This window comes from Acidisphaera sp. S103 (genome assembly GCF_009765975.1).
In the GTDB taxonomy this organism is placed as follows: domain Bacteria; phylum Pseudomonadota; class Alphaproteobacteria; order Acetobacterales; family Acetobacteraceae; genus Rhodopila.
On record NZ_LMUJ01000100.1, the window covers coordinates 12,493 to 28,882 of the forward strand.

Sequence of the window (16,390 nt, forward strand, 5' to 3'; positions counted from 1 at the left end):
CAGCGTCACAGGAGCGTGCCCGCGATGGATGCGATCAACACCGACGGCCTGATCCGCGATCAGGCGGCCCTCGATGCGATCTACGGCGAATCCCCCATTGGCGCGATCGCCAAGGAGACCGATCATATCCATCCGCATTACCGCACGATGATCGAGGCCTCGCCCTTCGTCGTCATCGCCACCAGCGGGCCGGAGGGGCTGGACTGTTCCCCCCGCGGCGATCCCGCTGGCTTCGTCCACGTGCTGGACGAAAAGACCCTGCTGATTCCCGATCGGCGCGGCAACAACCGCATCGACACGCTGCGCAACATTGTCCGAGACGACCGTATCGCCCTGCTGTTCCTGATCCCCGGCGTCGGCGAAACCCTGCGGGTGAACGGCCGAGCGGCGATCTCCACCGCGCCGGAGCTGATCGGCCGCTTCCCGTACCGTGGCACCCTGCCCCGCTCGGTCATCATCGTACGGGCGGAAAACGTCTATTTCCAATGCCCGAAAGCGCTGGTCCGCTCCGAACTATGGAACCCCGAGAAGCATATCAGCCGGAAATCGCTGCCCAGCACCGGTACGATCCTGGCCGACATCACCGCCGGCAAGGTGGGTGGCGAGCAATACGACCGCGACTACCCCGAACGGCTGCGCACGACAATCTACTGAACCGGAATTATATAGTCCTGCATTCGGGATAAGACCATATCGTTCCGATATGATCGGTGGAATCCGCCCGTCGGCCCGGCCCGGAAAATTGCGCGCCAAAACAGAACCGTGATATCGATATATCACGACGCTGCGATGGATTGTTCGGTTCGCAACAGGACGCATCCAGACCGGATTCGCACCGATTAATCGCGGACTGATTCCGCCAGCAGGAATACCCATGGACCACCAGAATGCAATCCCACGGAAGTGGGACATAGAAGCTGATGTCGTCGTCGTCGGATTTGGCGCCGCGGGCATGGCCGCCGCCGTCACCGCCCACGAACTCGGCGCCAAGGTCGTTATCCTGGAGAAAGCGCCCGAGGGGCAAGAAGGCGGCAACACCCGCGTCGCCGGCCAGGGCTACCTGAACACGTCGTCGGCCGAAAGCGCCGCTGCCTACCTGACCGCCCTGTGTGGCCCCTACACCGTGCCGGAGACCATGGTGAAGGTGTGGGCCGAGGAGATGGGCCGCAACAATGACTGGCTGCGCAGCCTCGGCGGCGACCCGCAGGAGCATCAGCATCCGCCGGTCGGAATCGAATTCCCCGACCTGCCCGGGTCCGACTGCGTGCACAAGTTCCACGACGGCCCGACCTATGGCTATTCCTACACCTGGAAACTGTTCGAACGCCTGGTGAAGGAACGCCCTATCCAGATCCTCTACGAAACGCCCGGCCAGGCGCTGATCCAGCACGACACCACCAAGGAAATCCTGGGTGTCCGCGCCCAACGGGATGGCAAGCCGATCACCGTCAAGGCCCGCAAAGGCGTCGTCCTGACCTGCGGTGGTTTCGAAAACAACCAACAGATGATCCGCGATTATCTGCCCGGTGTCCCCTATTGTTACACCTCCGGTTCGCCGTACAATGAGGGTGACGGCATCACCATGGCAATGTCCGTGGGCGCCGATCTGTGGCACATGAACAACTATGCTGGTCCGTCGATGGCACTGAAAGTGCCGGAAGTCCGCACCACATTCTCGATGCAGGCATTGCACTACAGCAAGGAAATCCCGGGCGGCATGATCGTTGTCGGCCCGGACGGAAAACGGTTCGCCGACGAAAAATACCGCACCCGTCACGGCAAGGTTCCGATCAACGGCGTCTGGCTGCCGCTGGCCACGCCCTGCCCGATGTATCTGATCTTCGATCACACCATGTTTTCTTCCGGCCCGCTCTACGACGGACACCCGAGCCACGGGTGGACGCAAATCATCGAGCAGTACGACTGGAGCAAGGACAACAGCAAGGAACTGGCAAAAGGCTGGGTCAAGAGTGCCGCCAGCCTCGCCGATCTCGCCGGGGTCATCGGCGTGAACGCCACCACACTGATCAATACAGTCAGTCGCTGGAACGATCATGTGGCGGCGAAGCGTGACGCCGAGTTCGGCCGAACCCTGATGATGCAGCCGATCGGTGACGGACCGTATTACGCGGTGGAACTGTCGCCCTCGATGCTGAACACCCAGGGCGGCCCCAGGCGTAACGAACGGGCGCAGATCGTGCGTCCCGACGGGTCCCCGATCCCCAGGCTCTACAGCGCCGGCGAACTGGGATCGATCTACAGCTACCTGTATCAGGGCACCGGCAATATCGGCGAATGCCTGACATTCGGCCGCATCGCCGCCCGCAACGCGGTCGCCGAACCAGCGTGGAGGGCCGACAACGCATAAGACGGCCAGGCCGCCGCGGGCAATCCCGTGGCGGCCGCCGGGACTTCGATAAACGCCGCCCAAGACGGTCAAGACAAAGAAAATGGGAGATCCAATGATGAGCAGCAGCGCGGGCTACGGCAACAGCCTGGACTCAGCGGATTCGGTCAGGGACAATCGGAATCGGAAACGCGCCGTCATCGCCAGCACCATCGGCGCCATCATCGAGTGGTATGATTTCGGCCTCTACAGCATCGCCGCCGGGCTGGTGTTTCCATCGTTGTTTTTCCCGAATTCCGACGCGCTGGCCGGAACCCTCAATTCCTTCATCGTCTTCGCCGTCGGCTACATCGCCCGCCCCGTCGGTGCGCTGATTTTCGGCCATTTCGGCGACCGCCTCGGCCGCAAGGGCGCGCTGGTCGCCACCATTTTGCTGATGGGCTTCGGCACGTTCCTGGTCGCGCTGGTGCCGACCTATCAGCACATCGGCATCTGGGGCGCTGTCATCCTGTCCGTACTGCGGTTTCTCCAGGGCCTGGGCGTCGGCGCCGAATGGAGCGGGGCGATCCTTCTGTCCATGGAATGGAGCAAACCCAAGCGCCGCGGCCTGTTCGCCAGTTGGCCGCAAATCGGCGTCCCCATGGGGGCGTTGTTCTCCAACCTGCTGTTCGGCGGCGCCAGCCTGGCCACCGGCAGCGCCTTCATGACATGGGGATGGCGGATCCCGTTCGCATTCAGCGCCATCCTGGTCATGCTGGGCCTGTATATGCGCCTCGGGCTGACGGAAACCCCGGTATTCCGGGAATTCGCCAATGCCGGCCAGGTGCAGAAGCTGCCCGTCATCAAGGCGATCCAGCAGCACTACAGGGAAATCATCCTGATCACCCTGCTGCGGATGTCGGAGCTGAGCAGCTTCATCATCTTCACCGTCTTCGTCTTCACCATCGGCGTCCAGGTGCTGCATTTCGACCGCAACTTCATCCTGGCCGCGCTGCTGGTCGGCCTGGCGATCGAGTGCTTCTGCGTGCCGATCTCCGGTGCGCTGGCCGACCGGTTCGGCCGCAAACTGATGTTCATGATCGGCGTGGCCGGCGCCGGGCTGTTCAGCTTCGTCTATTTCGCCGGTTTCGCGACCGCGTCTCCGTCTCTGGTCTTCCTGGTTATCGCCCTGTCGCTGATCCCGCACGGGCTGCAGTACGGCGCCGAGGCCGCGCTGATTACCGAAAGCTTCTCCGCCAACGTGCGCTACAGCGGGTCGGCCGTGGGGTATCAGTTGGCCTCGATCCTGGGCGGCGGACCGACACCGATCATCGCCACGCTGCTGTTCGTGCGCGACCGCAGCGGCTACCTGATCGCCGGCTACCTGGTGTTGTGTTCGATCATCAGCATCATTGCCGCGGCGTTCATGCGGGACGGCCATCGGGCCAGCCGGGCTGACGGAGCGTAGCGTCTCGAAACGAAGAGGCTGACCGGTTGTACGCGCCGCCGTCCCGGCCGTATCGGGTTACGTTGTTACGCGGCAACCTGTTAGCTCTTTGGCAACGTTTTGCTGGTATCATCGCAAAGAAGAACCTTACGCAGATAACACAGCAGATGCACGCCAAACACGCGGATGAAAACCGGCTAAATGATATATCCGGACATGTCATCGGCTTTGCCTTTACACGCTCGGCATCGGGTCTACGGAGAAAGTCCGCAAGGCTGAGCATCAAACGCATGGTCAGCGAGCTATAATACCAGGCGCCGTTGATGCCGACTCTTGGATGCCGTCATGGCCGGGCGCGCGCGCTGTGCGTGTCCCGGCCATCCACGCTTCATCGGCTGGTGCGCGGATGGCCGGGACGCCCGAAGCAGGCGCCCGGCCATGACGGCAGCGGAAGGGTCAAACTCAACGGCACTTGGTATAACCAAGCATCTGCGTGTTTCGCCTGCATCCGCCTTTCTATCTGCGTTAGGCCCTTGCTTCCTCGGCCCCCACGCCCCCGACGCCGGCCCATTGCGGGAACAGCGGTGACACGGCAATCTGCCGCCGACCGCACATGCTCCAGAATCGTTTCGTCTAGGGGTAAAGGCTGTCCAACCAACCCGCCCGCACCTATGATTGGTAGCGATAACAGGAAAGCAATCGATATGAAGCCACGGCTGGTGCTGGCCTGCCTGACGACGACCGATGTTGTTGCCCGAGCAAGGGCCGACTTCGACTCGATCGTCCTGGACGGCCCCGACGACATGACGGTGCCGGAGGTAACCGCGGCCGCCAAGTCGCTTAAGGCCGAGGCCATCCTGTTCACCAACACCCTGCCGTTGGACGCCGCCGCCATCGCCGGCCTGCCCCCCAGCGTCCGGGTCGGCGCCACCAGCAGTGTCGGCTACGACCATATCGATGTCCCAGCCGCCAAGGCCCGCGGTCTTGTCGTCACCAACACACCCGGCGTGCTGACGGAATGCACCGCTGATCATGCGATGATGCTGATGCTCGCCGCCGCCCGCCGGGGTGCCGAGTATGACCGCATCATGCGCCAGGGTTGGCGCCGCCGCATCGGCCAGGGTGAGTTGCTCGGTGTCCGGGTGACCGGCAAGCGGGTCGGCATCCTGGGCATGGGCCGGATCGGCCAGGCCTTCGCACAGCGGGCGCGCGGGTTCGATATGAAGATCATGTATCATGGCCGAACGCGATTGCCGCCCGAACTGGAACAGGGCGCCGAATACTTTTCCGACTTCCACGCGATGCTGCCGCATTGCGACTTCCTGTCGATCCACGCCCCCGGCGGGGCCGCCACCGACAAGATCGTCGATGCCAAGGCGCTGTCCCTGCTGCCGGACGGTGCCGTCCTGGTGAACGTCGCCCGAGGCACCTTGATCGATGAAGATGCGCTGCTCGATGCGCTGACGTCCGGAAAACTGTTCGCCGCCGGCCTGGACGTGTTCCGAGCCGAACCGGATTACGACCTGCGCTTTGCGCCGCTGGAGAACGTGGTGCTGTCGCCGCACGTGGGAAGCGCCTCGAAAGAAACCCGTGACGCAATGGGCTTCCGAGCGTTGGACAATATTGTCGCGGTGCTGGCTGGTCGGCCGGCGATCGACCCGCTGTGGAAGGACTGACATGCCGAAACCTGTTCTATTCGTGACCCGCCGTCTGCCGGCCTCGATCGAGGCCCAGGCGCAACAAGACTATCAAGCTCGACTGACCCCGTCGGATGTGGCGATCACCGACCTGTTGACGCAGGCCGAGGGTGCGGATGCGGTGTTGTGCTGCCCTGGCGATACGCTGGATTCGAAGGCGATCGCGGCGCTGCCTGCATCGGTGAAGGTCATCGGCACATTCAGCGTCGGTTACGATCATATCGACATCGCAGCGGCGAAGGCTCGCGGCATCAGGGTCTGCAACACGCCCGACGTGCTGAGCGTCGCCACCGCCGAGTGCGCCATGCTGCTGATCCTGGCCGCCGCCCGGCGTGCCGGCGAAGGGGAACGCCTCGTTCGGGCCGGGAAATGGGATGGCTGGGCGCCGACCCAGTTGATGGGGACCCAGGTTTCGGGACGGCGCCTCGGGATTTTCGGCATGGGCCGCATCGGGCGGGAGATCGCCAGAATGGCACGCGGCTTCGGTATGGAGATCCACTATCGTGACATGACCCGTCTGCCGCCGGACCTGGAGCAAGGGGCGATCTTCCATGACAACGACGATAGTTTCCTGCCGCTCTGCCAGGTGCTGTCGCTCAACGCACCGGGCGGGGACGGCACCCGCCACTGGCTGAACGAAGCGCGGATCGGGAAATTGCCGATGGGTTCGGTGGTGGTGAACGCCGCCCGCGGCACCCTGGTGGACGACGGCGCGCTGATCGCGGCACTGCGGAGCGGACAAATCGCCGCCGCCGGATTGGATGTCTACAACGGGGAACCTCGGCTGCATGCGGATTACCTGACGCTGGAGAATGTGGTTTTGCTGCCGCATCTGGGTAGCGCCACGACGGAAACCCGGGATGCCATGGGGCGTATCGTCCTGTCCGGGATCGGTGCGATCCTGGCGGGTGAGACCCCTTCCAACCTGGTGGTTTGACGATGCGCATCGCTGTTGGCGGCTTCTTGCATGAGAGTCATTCGTTCGCGCCTCGGCCGACGACGTATGCGGATTTCCTGCAGCCCGGTGGGTTGCCGGCGTTTTCGGCCGGCGATGGGTTGATTGAGGCGATGCGGCCCAGATCGGTGCCGCTGGCTGGGGCGATTGCGGTGGCGGAAAAGGCTGGGGTCGATCTGGTGCCGCTGGCCTGGGGGTTCGCCAATCCGGCAGGACCGGTGCAGGACGAAGCGTTCGAGCGGATTGCCGCGCGTATCTGTGCACCTCTGTCGGTGGCGTTGGATGCGGGGCCGCTGGACGGGGTCTATTTGGACCTTCATGGCGCGGCGGTGGTGGACAGTTTTCCCGATGCCGAGGGCGAGTTGCTGCGGCGGGTAAGGGCAATCGTGGGTTCGGATCTGCCGCTGACGATCAGCCTCGACCCGCATGCCAACCTGACGCCGCAGATGGTGCGACTGTCGGACGCGGTGGTGCCGTTCCGGACCTATCCGCACGTCGACATGAAGGACGCCGGGGCACAGGCAATGCGTCTGTTGCTGGCCCGGATCGAGCGTGGGCAGCCTTGGGCTCGGGCCTTCCGGACGCTGGATTTCTGGCTTCCGCTGGGCAGCCAGTGCACGCTTATGCCGCCAATGCAGACCGTAATGACCGAACGCGCCGGGCTGGCGGAACGGTTGGGGTCGGTGGAACTGGCGTTCTGTTTTGGGTTTCCGTATGCGGATTTCGCGGGATGTGGCGCCGCCATAGCGGCGTTCAGCGAGACCCAGGCAGCAGCGGATGCGGCGGCCGACGCGCTGCTGGGGTTTGTGAACGCGCAAGAGGCTTCGTTTGTGCAGGAGACTTTGCCCTCGGCCGAGGCGGTTGCCGAGGCGAAACGGATCGCCGCCAGGGCTGGCCGGCCGGTGGTGCTGGCGGACACGCAAGACAATCCGGGCGGCGGTGGGCATGGCGATACCACGGAGTTGTTGTCGGAACTGGTCCGGCAAAAGGCGGCAGGCGCGGTGGTCTGTCTGATCAATGATGCGGAGAGCGTGGCGGCCTGCGTGGCGGCGGGGGTTGGGGCGACGGTGTCGTTGTCGCTCGGTGGAAAGTCGGACGGGATGCCGTTCGCCTGTTCGGCGGTGGTGGAGCGGCTGACCGACGGCGTGTTTACCCTGACCGGGCCGATGGGCGCCGGCAACCCGGGCAATTTGGGCGACACCGCGCTGGTGAACATCGACGGCGTGCGGGTGATGGTGACATCGCGCAAAATGCAGGCTCTGGATCAGGCGATTTTGCGGCATGTCGGTATCGAGCCCTCGGATTGTTCTATCATCGCGTTGAAATCTTCGGTGCATTTCCGAGCGGATTTTGGGCCAATGGCGGAACGGGTGATTGTGGCGATCGCACCGGGGCCGGTGGTCGCCGATCCGGCGGTGCTGAACTTCCAGCACGTGCGGGCGGAGGTCCGGCGGCGACCCCGGGTTCGTTAGGTCGTTACGATGGACATTCCCAGTTCGATCCCTCGGGTTGCTTTGGTCACCGGCGGCGCTCGGCGGCTCGGGCGCGCGATCGCGCTGGCCCTGGCGCATCAGGGTTTCGATATCGCGATCCATTACGGTGGCAGCGCGGCGGCGGCGGACGAGACGCGGCGGCAGATCGAGGCCATGGGGCGCCGCGCCGTGGTGCTGCAAACAGATTTGGCGGATGAGGCAGCAGTCTCGCGGCTGTTCCCCGCGGCGGTCGAGCAGTTGGGGCCGATCGGGGTGTTGGTCAACAATGCCAGCCAGTTCGATCGCGACGAATGGGACGATGTGACTCGGGAGTCCTGGGACACCCACATGGAAACCAACCTGCGGGCGCCGTTCGTGCTGATCCAGGCGTTCGCAAAGGCCCTGCCGGCGGAGGCCGAGGGTGTCGTCATCAACATGGCCGATCAGCGGGTGTGGTCGCTGACGCAGCATTTCGTTTCTTATACAATTTCAAAGGCAGGGTTGTGGGTGCTGACCCAGACGATGGCGTTGGCGCTGGCGCCTCGGATTCGGGTCAATGCGATCGGGCCGGGGCCGGCGTTGCCGAGTCCTCGGCAGAGTGAGGCGCAGTTTGCCCGGCAGTCGGCGTCGGTTCCGCTCGGGCATGGGACCGATCCGGATGAGATCGGCCGAGCGGTGGTGGCGATCCTGAGTTTGCCGGCGATGACGGGGCAGATGATCGCGCTGGATGGCGGACAGCACATGCAGTGGGCGGCACCGGGCTACGTCGCGGTGCCGGAGGAGTGACGCAACAGGGGCCGGACGTGCTTCATGGCGGTTCATCGCCGGGAATTCCGAACGTCGCCGAACAGCATGCCACGCGCATGTCCTTCGGCGTCGCCGGCTTCGGAAGCGCCGTTTGGGCAGCACTGGTACCCTTCGCCAAGGTCCGCACCGACATCAGCGACGGCGGGCTGGGATTGTTGCTATTATGCCTGGGCATTGGCTCGATCGTGACCATGCCCGCCGCCGGCGCTTTGGTGGCGCGGTTCGGCTGCCGCAGCGTTATCATCGTTGCCATCCTGGCCATCGTTGTGACGCTGCCCTTTCTTGCGACCCTTTCGGCGCTGCCGTTGCTGGTCGTGGCGTTGATGCTGTTCGGCGCTGGCCTCGGAACCCTCGATATCGCGATGAACATCCAGGCGATCATCGTGGAACGAGCCAGCGGACGCGCGATGATGTCGGGCTTCCATGGACTGTTCAGCCTGGGCGGGATCGTTGGTGCCGGCGGGATGGCGGCCCTGCTGGTTGCCGGCGCTTCACCCCTGATTGCCAGCCTGTGCATGTCGTTCGGACTTCTCACGGCCCTCGCCGCCGGCGCTTCGCATCTGTTGCCCTACGGTGCCAGGAACGATGGTCCGGCCTTCGCGATACCGCATGGGATCGTGCTGTTCATCGGCATCCTGTGTTTCGTGCTGTTCCTGGCCGAAGGCGGGATCCTGGATTGGAGCGGGGTGTTCCTGACATCCGTCCGGCATCTGCCCACCGCCTACGCCGGTCTCGGCTATGCCGCGTTCGCTACGACGATGACGATCGGCCGGCTGACCGGCGACGGCGTCGTGGACCGGTTGGGACACAAAAAGATCGTCCTCATCGGGGGCCTGCTGGCCGCGGCCGGATTCCTCCTCGCGGCCACGCTGCCGTCCTGGCAGATGACCATGCTGGGCTGCACCTTGATCGGTGCCGGCTGCGCGAACATCGTTCCTGTCCTGTTCAGCGCCGTCGGGCGGCAGAACGTCATGCCGGAAAACGTCGCGGTCCCGGCGATCACCACTCTCGGCTACGCCGGGATTCTCGCGGGCCCGGTCTGCATCGGTTTCATCGCGCATCTTTCGAGCCTGCCGACGGCCTTTCTCATTCTGGCCGCGATGCTCGTTGCCGTTTCCCTCAGCAGTCGCATTCTCTGATGGTTTAGCCAGGCTTTGGCCGCATCAGGGCGGCGAGGTCACCTGGTCTGGGGCGGGGTGGAACCTCACCGGACAGTAGCTGGTTGGCGTGGCGAGGCTGAGTTGGTTGGTCACCGCTGTCAGGCTACGCGGTAATGCCCGCTGGCGATTGGACGCCATTCACCCTGCGGTTTGAAGTTTACCCGTGATCAGTTCACGCCGGAAATCTGGACCAGCCACAGCTTCGTTCGCATGCGGCCAGTTCGCGGCGCTCAGTGAGGACGGTCGCCGCGCACAAGCATCCGATACAGGCGGCGATGCTGGCTGTGATCGTAATCGAAGCCGGCTTTATGTAACGAGGCTCGGTCATCGATAATCAGCAGGTCGCCCGCCTTATATTCGTGCGCATAGCAAAACTGAGGCTGCGTGATCCTATCGGTCAAATCCTGCAGAAAATCCTGGGTTTCCTCGGGCGACATGCCGGTGACCGTCTCAGTCTTGCTTTTATGGAACCACACGGCCTTGGTGCCCGTCTCCGGATGTGTCCGGACCAGGGGATGCACCGTCGGCGGTTTCTTCGCCTCGAGCTGGGCCTTCACGACGTCCGGATTGGCCGTCTTCATGCGCGCGCTGCTGATCAGCGTATTCTCGGTCTTCGCGTCGGCGATCTTCAGTTTGATGTCGTCCGGCAGCGCTTCGTAGGCCGCACGAGAGTTACAAACCGATGTCGCGCCACCCTTGTCCGGCACTGCCACCGCGTACAGCATGGTGAACTTGGGCGGCAATTCCTGGTTGGTGTGGTCGGTGTGCCAGGTGGCATTGGTGCCGACTTTCGCGGGCTGACCCTTGCTGTCCTTGTGACGGTTGTCGAGCACACTGATCAACGGAAATCCGTCAACCAGATAGCGCCGGTTCTGGTCCTCCATCAGTTCGCCGAAGATTTCGCCAGCGGCTTGCACCTGGCCTGGGGTCAGGTGCTCCTGCCCACGAATCACGAGGACGACGTTTTCGACGGCGGCGTCGTAGAGCTTCTTCTGCGTTTCGCCGTCGATGGGTTGGGCAAGGTCGATACCGGTGACAATGGCGCCGATGTGCTCCTTGACCTTCGCAATGTTCATGGACTGGGTGGGAAATTTTGACGCGGCAGCGCTCATGATCTGGCTCCTCTTATCTTGACCCGCGGGTTGCGGCGGGTGCGGGTGGCATTTCCGGAAAACCGCTCTGGCCAACAGGATCGGCCGATTGTTCGCATCTATCAAGTCTTGCCCGATCACCTGGGCTGGAAGGAGTGCTGCCGCCCCGTGCCTCGCCGACGAAAAGCTTGACCCGCTGCCGTCGCACCGGGACAGTCGGCGCGGGACAAAAACGGGGAGGACGGCATGCCTGCACGTTCGGGTGCGCAATATCTGGCCGGTCTGCGGGCGCGCCGGACCGAGGTCTGGCTGCGCGGCGAACGGGTGACCGATGTCGCCACCCATCCGGGCCTCGCCGGCGGGGCGGCGGCTATCGCGTCGTTGTATGATCAGCAGTCCGATCCGGCCCTTCGGGACGCGATGACGTTCACCTGCCCCGATACCGGAGACACGCTGGGCCTATCTTTCATCATTCCTCGCACCCGGGACGACTTGGTGCGACGGCGGGTCATGATGCTGAACTGGGCTCGGACGACCTGCGGGATGATGGGCCGGTCACCCGACTTCATGAACGTGACCTATGCCTGCTGGGCGGGGTCGGCCGACTATTTCGGACGCGGCAAGCCCGAGTTCGCCGACAACATGCGGCGCTATTACCGCTATATCGCCGAAAACGACCTTGTACTGACCCATGCGCTGATCAACCTGCAGCGCAGCCGGCATGTCAGCGGGATGTTCAACCTGCAGGAGGGCACCGCGCTGCAGGTGGTGAAGGAGACCTCGGCCGGCATCATCGTCCGCGGGGCTCGAGTGCTGGCGACGCTGGGTCCACTAGCGGATGAAATCGCGGTGTATTCGCCTCGGCTGGCGCAGCATCTGGATCATTACAGCCCGTTCGCGCTGAGTTTCGCGATCCCGTGCGACACGCCGGGCCTGCGCTTCCTATGCCGGGACAGTTTCGATCACGAAAAGTCACATTTCGATCATCCGTTGGGGTCTCGGTTTGAGGAAATGGACAGCATCGTGTTCTTCGACGACGTGCTGGTGCCGTGGGAGCGCGTGTTCATCAACGGCGATGTCGGGTTGCTGAACGGGACGGCGTCGGTGACGCATTCGTCCGCCCACACCTCGCATCAGGGCTGTGCGAAGAATCTGGCGAAATGCGAACTGGTGCTGGGCGTGGCGCTGCTGGTGACGGAGACGCTGGGCAACAGCCACCTGCCCCACGCCGAGGAGCGGATCGGCGAGCTGGTAATGTACACCGAACTGATGCGCGCCTGCATGCGGGCGGCGGAGGCGGACGCCGAACTGGACGAATGGGGTGTGATGTGCCCTGCCCCGCTGCCGGCCGAGACGACTCGCAACCTGTTCATGACGGCGTATCCGCGGATGGTGGAGATCCTGCAGTTGCTGGGGTCGTCCAGCCTGATGATCCTGCCGACCGACGCAGATATGAGCGGGCCTCTGGCCGGGCATATCGATCAGTATCTGGCGACCGACAACAGTTCCGCCCGGGATCGGGTGAAGCTGTTTCATCTGGCGTGGGATATCGCGTGCAGTTCGTTCGGCAACCGGCAGGTGCTGTACGAGCGGTTTTTCGCCAGCGACCCGCTGACCCGGGCTCGGGCTTTGGCGGGGATGTTCCCGAAGAAGCAGGTGACCGACCGGGTGCTGGATTTCCTGGGACGGGATTGATGGGTAGGGGTCACGCCGCGACCCACTCATCCTCCCGCTGCACCACACGTTCCAACAGGCGGAGCACGTCGCTTCCCGTGGTTGCTCTGGGGCCAGCGCCGGTCGCATCGGCCAGCAGATGCGCCAGCGGGTCGGGCATGTCCGGTGAGGTCTGGCCGCTGAAGCCCACCGGCCAGTCGGGGAAGCTGCGGTGTTCGGTGGGGGTGAAGCTCAGCACCGTGACGTCGGCGTGGCGGGGATCGGCGTTGATGCGCTCGAACGTACGTTCGACGACATCGCGCAGGCCCTCCAGCACCTGGGCGAAGCCCGAGGCGGTGAACAGCAGGGCACCGGTGATGTTATCGGCCTTGTTGCGTTGACGCGCGTTGGCGAGGATGGCACGGATCTCGTCCTCCAGGACGGCGTCCGGCATCGCCTGCAGGATGACGTTTCGGCTGCAGTAGATCAGCCTGTACAGCGCTCCGGCCATGTTTGTCTTCTTCATGCGGCGGCCCGTTCTCATACTGGTGTTAATCCGTTATCCGGTTCGATCCGTGCCGGTGTAACAGTGCATCGATCTCGGCCGCCTGGATCGGCCGGCCGGCCGGATCGTCCTGGATGCCGCCGCATCCGCCGGTCTCAACCGGCACGGCATACTCGGTCGTCGCCATCCCTGGGGCCGATGTGGTCCAGAGCGTCACGATGCGAACACCGAGAGCGCGCAGGCGGTGGAGTTCGGCCTGAACCGGTGCCCCCGGCGACAGCAGCGCGCTTTCGACTATCTCCAATTCCAGCCGTTCAGCGGCCAGTCCGGATGCATGCAGGGCCGCCTGGACCGCGTCGAACAGAGTTTCGCCATCAGCCAACTGCCGGGGCGAGACGTGCACCGCCACGGTCATTGGTGCCGGCCAGTGCGCGGCCTCCGCGCACGCGGTTGTCAGCATCCATCCGGCCAGCGCGACGATGCAGCCTGTGTCCTCGGCGACAGGCATGAACTGTTGGGTCGGCACGGCGCCTCGGGTCGGATGGTTCCAGCATGGCACGGCTTCAAACCCAGTCGGTGCCTGATTTCCGGTGTCGAATCGCGCCTGGTAGGCGAGCGACAGCTCACCCAGCGACAGTGCCTTTCGCAGGTCGGTTTCCAGATCCCGCCGTGTGCGGGCGGCTGTTGCCAGGGTGGGTTCGAAAATCCGCCAGACGTCGCCGCCGGCGGATTTCGCGTCATACAGCGCCAGTTCGGCGTGGCGTGTCAGGTGGTCGGCCGACGGTCCGTGTTCCGGGGAGTGGGCGATGCCGATACTGGCACCGATCTGGGCGATCTGGCCTTCGACCAGGAAGGGGCGCGACAGGATGTCGACGATCCGAGTTGCCAGTGCTTCGGCCCGTTCGCCGTTAGTGAGCAGGATGGCGAACTCATCGCCGCCGAGGCGGATCAGCAGGTCTTCTTCCCGCGTTTCCCGGCGCAGACGCTGGGCGACGAGGCACAGCAGTGCGTCGCCCACGGCGGGGCCGAACGTATCGTTGACCGGCTTGAAGCGGTCGAGATCGATCATCAGCAAGGTGTGCCGGGAGTCGGGTTCGGCGTTGTCGGCCAGGGTACGCAGCGTTTGATTGAAATGCCGGCGGTTGCCCAGTCCGGTCAGCGGATCGAGCCAGGCATCGCCGCCGGTTTGCGCCGGTTCACGCCGTCCGGCCGCCAACGCCATCGTTCCGTCATCGATTACCAGCATCCAGTAGTGCGATCCGATCCCCCGCACCTGGATGGTGATCCGGCGATCCCGCCCCAGGGCGATTCGCAGCCAGCTTTCCGGCTCCACCCGGTCGCCGGCGGCGATGTGCGTGGCGGTAAAGGCGATGATCCGGTCCCGCTGCTGGAAGGTCAGGTTGGCGATGCCCGCCAGGATGGCCGTCAGAGGCGGCGTGTCGGCAGCCATCAGCGGCGGAACGCCGAACAGTCCGGCAGCCTGTTCGTTCCAGAACACCAGCCGGGATTCCGCGTCGAGAACCGCGAGGGCCAGTGGCAGGTGTGCCAGCATGGCGTTGGCCAACCGGCCGTCAGCCCCGGCTCGCCGCCGTGATGCGCCGCGTTCCGGCTGGGACGGCCGCACGCCGCCGGCCAATCCATCTGGTGCCCGCGCCGCCCAAGGTGCTCGCAATGTCATTTCCCGCGCATCCAAAACTACAAACAGCGGCAACGATATCCGCGGAGCCTTACCGAACCGTTAACGCGCGTGATTTTTCGTTTGTGGAATTTCGGTTTCGGTCCAATTGGGTGTGGCAGGCCGCTTGACCCTGGATGCCACCCCGCCCTAAACGCGCGATATGAGCGAATCACACACGCCGGCAATCGACATCGCCGCGGCGACCGAACAGGCCCATGTCCTCGCCCAGGCCCTGCCTTTCCTGCGCCGCTATGCCGGCGCGACGGTCGTGGTGAAATACGGCGGTCATGCGATGGGCGAGGAGCACCTGGCGCAGCAGTTCGGCAACGATATCGCCTTGCTGAAGCAGGTCGGCATCAACCCTGTCGTGGTGCATGGCGGCGGGCCGCAGATCAACGCGATGCTGAAGCGCCTCGCCATCCAGTCCACCTTCATCGACGGGCTGCGCGTCACCGATGCGGCGATGGTGGAGGTGGTGGAAATGGTGCTGGCCGGCACCGTCAACAAATATGTCGCCGGGCTGATTACCCGGGCCGGTGCGCTGGCGGTGGGCGTTTCCGGCAAGGATGGCGGGATGATCCGCGCTCGTAAGCTGCAACGGACGAAGAAGGATCCGGACAGCCATATCGAGCGGGCGCTCGATCTTGGCTTCGTCGGGGAACCGAGCGGTGTGGATGCCCGGGTGATTCATGCGCTGACTGGTGGGGGGCTGGTGCCGGTGATCGCGCCGATTGGTGTCGATGCCGACGGTCAGACGTTCAACATCAACGCCGATACGGTGGCGGCAGCGGTGGCGGGCGCGTTGAATGCGACTCGGTTGCTGATGCTGACCGACGTGCCGGGGGTGCTGGACAAGGACAAGAAGCTGATCCCGTCACTGACCTTGGCCGAGGTCGAGGAACGAATCGCCGATGGCACGATCACCGGCGGGATGATCCCGAAGGTGGAGAACTGCGTCGAGGCGGTGCGTCAGGGCGTCAAGGGCGCGGTTATCCTGGATGGAAGGGTGCCGCATGCCTGCCTGCTGGAGCTGTTCACCGAGGCCGGGCCGGGGACGCTGATCAAGCGGTAAGGGACTACGCCAGCGCTCGGTCCAGGATGGCCTTGAGCGTGTCGGCGCCGTGGGTACCGGGCGGCGTCACGTGGCCGCCGTGGGCGATCCGGTTGCGCTGGGCGTCCTCCCAGTGGCGGCCATCGAAGAATCGGGTGGGTTTCAGGGACGGCCCGTCGATGCCGTCGAGGCACCGTGCGTTCACGGTGACTTTGTCTGGCTGGGAACGCGGTACGTAAAAGGCGGCCATGCCGCAATGCGAGCAGAACGGGTGCTGCGCGACACCGGTCTCAAAGGTGTAGACGGTCAGCGCATCTTTGCCGCGCAGCAGGGTGAAGTCGGCCGGGAAGACCGGCAGGTGGAGAATCCCCTTCTTGGTGCAGACGGTACAGCTGCACTGCGACAGCAGGTCCAGATCGACCTGGGCGCGGAACCGGACCCGGCCGCAATGGCAGCCACCTTCCCGGGTTTCAAGCATCGACGGACTCCCCTAGCAGGCGCTGATGATCCGCTGGTCGTCGCGCGGGCGTCAAGGGTCGCGGGGACGA

At 64.3% G+C, this 16,390-nt stretch carries 14 protein-coding genes; 10 read left to right on the plus strand and 4 right to left on the minus strand.

Going from position 1 to position 16,390, the window contains the following annotated elements; genetic code table 11:
* Positions 1-24 precede the first annotated feature (24 nt).
* The 8 genes from GSQ89_RS32290 (at position 25) to GSQ89_RS32325 (ending at position 9,843) form a co-directional block, all read left to right on the plus strand.
* Complete coding sequence (locus GSQ89_RS32290) at positions 25-654, plus strand: pyridoxamine 5'-phosphate oxidase family protein (RefSeq protein WP_158932227.1); 630 nt, start codon at positions 25-27, stop codon at positions 652-654.
* A 220-nt stretch (positions 655-874) separates the two neighbouring features.
* Positions 875-2,368 carry an FAD-dependent oxidoreductase gene (locus GSQ89_RS32295; protein ID WP_158932228.1) on the plus strand — a complete coding sequence of 498 codons (1,494 nt, stop codon included), beginning with the start codon at positions 875-877 and terminating at the stop codon, positions 2,366-2,368.
* A 97-nt stretch (positions 2,369-2,465) separates the two neighbouring features.
* Positions 2,466-3,794 (plus strand): MFS transporter, encoded by a 1,329-nt coding sequence (locus GSQ89_RS32300; protein WP_158932229.1) that lies wholly within the window; start codon positions 2,466-2,468, stop codon positions 3,792-3,794.
* Between the two features lie 683 nt (positions 3,795-4,477).
* Positions 4,478-5,449, plus strand: coding sequence for a D-glycerate dehydrogenase (locus GSQ89_RS32305; RefSeq protein WP_158932230.1), 972 nt, complete (start codon positions 4,478-4,480; stop codon positions 5,447-5,449).
* 1 nt (position 5,450) lies between these two features.
* Positions 5,451-6,407 (plus strand): D-glycerate dehydrogenase, encoded by a 957-nt coding sequence (locus GSQ89_RS32310; protein WP_158932231.1) that lies wholly within the window; start codon positions 5,451-5,453, stop codon positions 6,405-6,407.
* Positions 6,408-6,409: 2 nt separating this feature from the next.
* A complete protein-coding gene (locus GSQ89_RS32315) occupies positions 6,410-7,897 on the plus strand; it encodes a M81 family metallopeptidase (RefSeq protein WP_158932232.1) in 1,488 nt (495 codons plus the stop codon).
* Positions 7,898-7,906: 9 nt separating this feature from the next.
* Positions 7,907-8,683 (plus strand): SDR family oxidoreductase, encoded by a 777-nt coding sequence (locus GSQ89_RS32320; RefSeq protein WP_158932233.1) that lies wholly within the window; start codon positions 7,907-7,909, stop codon positions 8,681-8,683.
* Positions 8,680-9,843: an MFS transporter gene (locus GSQ89_RS32325; RefSeq protein WP_216856524.1), complete on the plus strand. Its 1,164-nt coding sequence runs from the start codon at positions 8,680-8,682 to the stop codon at positions 9,841-9,843. Before GSQ89_RS32320 ends, GSQ89_RS32325 begins: the two co-directional genes overlap by 4 nt.
* Positions 9,844-10,094: 251 nt before the next feature.
* On the opposite strand, the gene GSQ89_RS32330 is transcribed toward GSQ89_RS32325, so the two are convergent.
* A complete protein-coding gene (locus GSQ89_RS32330; protein WP_158932234.1) occupies positions 10,095-10,976 on the minus strand; it encodes a TauD/TfdA family dioxygenase in 882 nt (293 codons plus the stop codon).
* Positions 10,977-11,201: 225 nt separating this feature from the next.
* Between GSQ89_RS32330 and hpaB the strand changes: the two genes are divergently transcribed.
* Positions 11,202-12,650: a 4-hydroxyphenylacetate 3-monooxygenase, oxygenase component gene (hpaB, locus tag GSQ89_RS32335; protein ID WP_158932235.1), complete on the plus strand. Its 1,449-nt coding sequence runs from the start codon at positions 11,202-11,204 to the stop codon at positions 12,648-12,650.
* Between the two features lie 10 nt (positions 12,651-12,660).
* On the opposite strand, the gene GSQ89_RS32340 is transcribed toward hpaB, so the two are convergent.
* Together GSQ89_RS32340 and GSQ89_RS32345 are read right to left on the minus strand one after the other, a co-directional pair.
* A complete protein-coding gene (locus GSQ89_RS32340) occupies positions 12,661-13,134 on the minus strand; it encodes a BLUF domain-containing protein (protein WP_158932236.1) in 474 nt (157 codons plus the stop codon).
* Between the two features lie 25 nt (positions 13,135-13,159).
* A complete protein-coding gene (locus tag GSQ89_RS32345) occupies positions 13,160-14,791 on the minus strand; it encodes a bifunctional diguanylate cyclase/phosphodiesterase (RefSeq protein ID WP_158932237.1) in 1,632 nt (543 codons plus the stop codon).
* A gap of 160 nt (positions 14,792-14,951) precedes the next feature.
* Here GSQ89_RS32345 and argB point away from each other — a divergent pair, with 160 nt between their 5' ends.
* Positions 14,952-15,863, plus strand: coding sequence for an acetylglutamate kinase (gene argB, locus GSQ89_RS32350; protein ID WP_158932238.1), 912 nt, complete (start codon positions 14,952-14,954; stop codon positions 15,861-15,863).
* Positions 15,864-15,867: 4 nt separating this feature from the next.
* Here argB and GSQ89_RS32355 read toward each other — a convergent pair whose 3' ends face one another.
* Positions 15,868-16,320: a GFA family protein gene (locus GSQ89_RS32355; RefSeq protein WP_158932239.1), complete on the minus strand. Its 453-nt coding sequence runs from the start codon at positions 16,318-16,320 to the stop codon at positions 15,868-15,870.
* Positions 16,321-16,390: the final 70 nt, after the last annotated feature.

Excerpts from the sequence above, each read along its gene's own strand:
- GSQ89_RS32290 (WP_158932227.1), top strand. The coding sequence starts at position 25 with ATGGATGCGATCAACACCGACGGCCTGATCCGCGATCAGGCGGCCCTC.
- GSQ89_RS32295 (WP_158932228.1), top strand. The coding sequence starts at position 875 with ATGGACCACCAGAATGCAATCCCACGGAAGTGGGACATAGAAGCTGAT.
- GSQ89_RS32300 (WP_158932229.1), top strand. The coding sequence starts at position 2,466 with ATGAGCAGCAGCGCGGGCTACGGCAACAGCCTGGACTCAGCGGATTCG.
- GSQ89_RS32305 (WP_158932230.1), top strand. The coding sequence starts at position 4,478 with ATGAAGCCACGGCTGGTGCTGGCCTGCCTGACGACGACCGATGTTGTT.
- GSQ89_RS32310 (WP_158932231.1), top strand. The coding sequence starts at position 5,451 with ATGCCGAAACCTGTTCTATTCGTGACCCGCCGTCTGCCGGCCTCGATC.
- GSQ89_RS32315 (WP_158932232.1), top strand. The coding sequence starts at position 6,410 with ATGCGCATCGCTGTTGGCGGCTTCTTGCATGAGAGTCATTCGTTCGCG.
- GSQ89_RS32320 (WP_158932233.1), top strand. The coding sequence starts at position 7,907 with ATGGACATTCCCAGTTCGATCCCTCGGGTTGCTTTGGTCACCGGCGGC.
- GSQ89_RS32330 (WP_158932234.1), bottom strand. The coding sequence starts at position 10,976 with ATGAGCGCTGCCGCGTCAAAATTTCCCACCCAGTCCATGAACATTGCG.
- hpaB (WP_158932235.1), top strand. The coding sequence starts at position 11,202 with ATGCCTGCACGTTCGGGTGCGCAATATCTGGCCGGTCTGCGGGCGCGC.
- GSQ89_RS32340 (WP_158932236.1), bottom strand. The coding sequence starts at position 13,134 with ATGAAGAAGACAAACATGGCCGGAGCGCTGTACAGGCTGATCTACTGC.
- GSQ89_RS32345 (WP_158932237.1), bottom strand. The coding sequence starts at position 14,791 with ATGACATTGCGAGCACCTTGGGCGGCGCGGGCACCAGATGGATTGGCC.
- argB (WP_158932238.1), top strand. The coding sequence starts at position 14,952 with ATGAGCGAATCACACACGCCGGCAATCGACATCGCCGCGGCGACCGAA.
- GSQ89_RS32355 (WP_158932239.1), bottom strand. The coding sequence starts at position 16,320 with ATGCTTGAAACCCGGGAAGGTGGCTGCCATTGCGGCCGGGTCCGGTTC.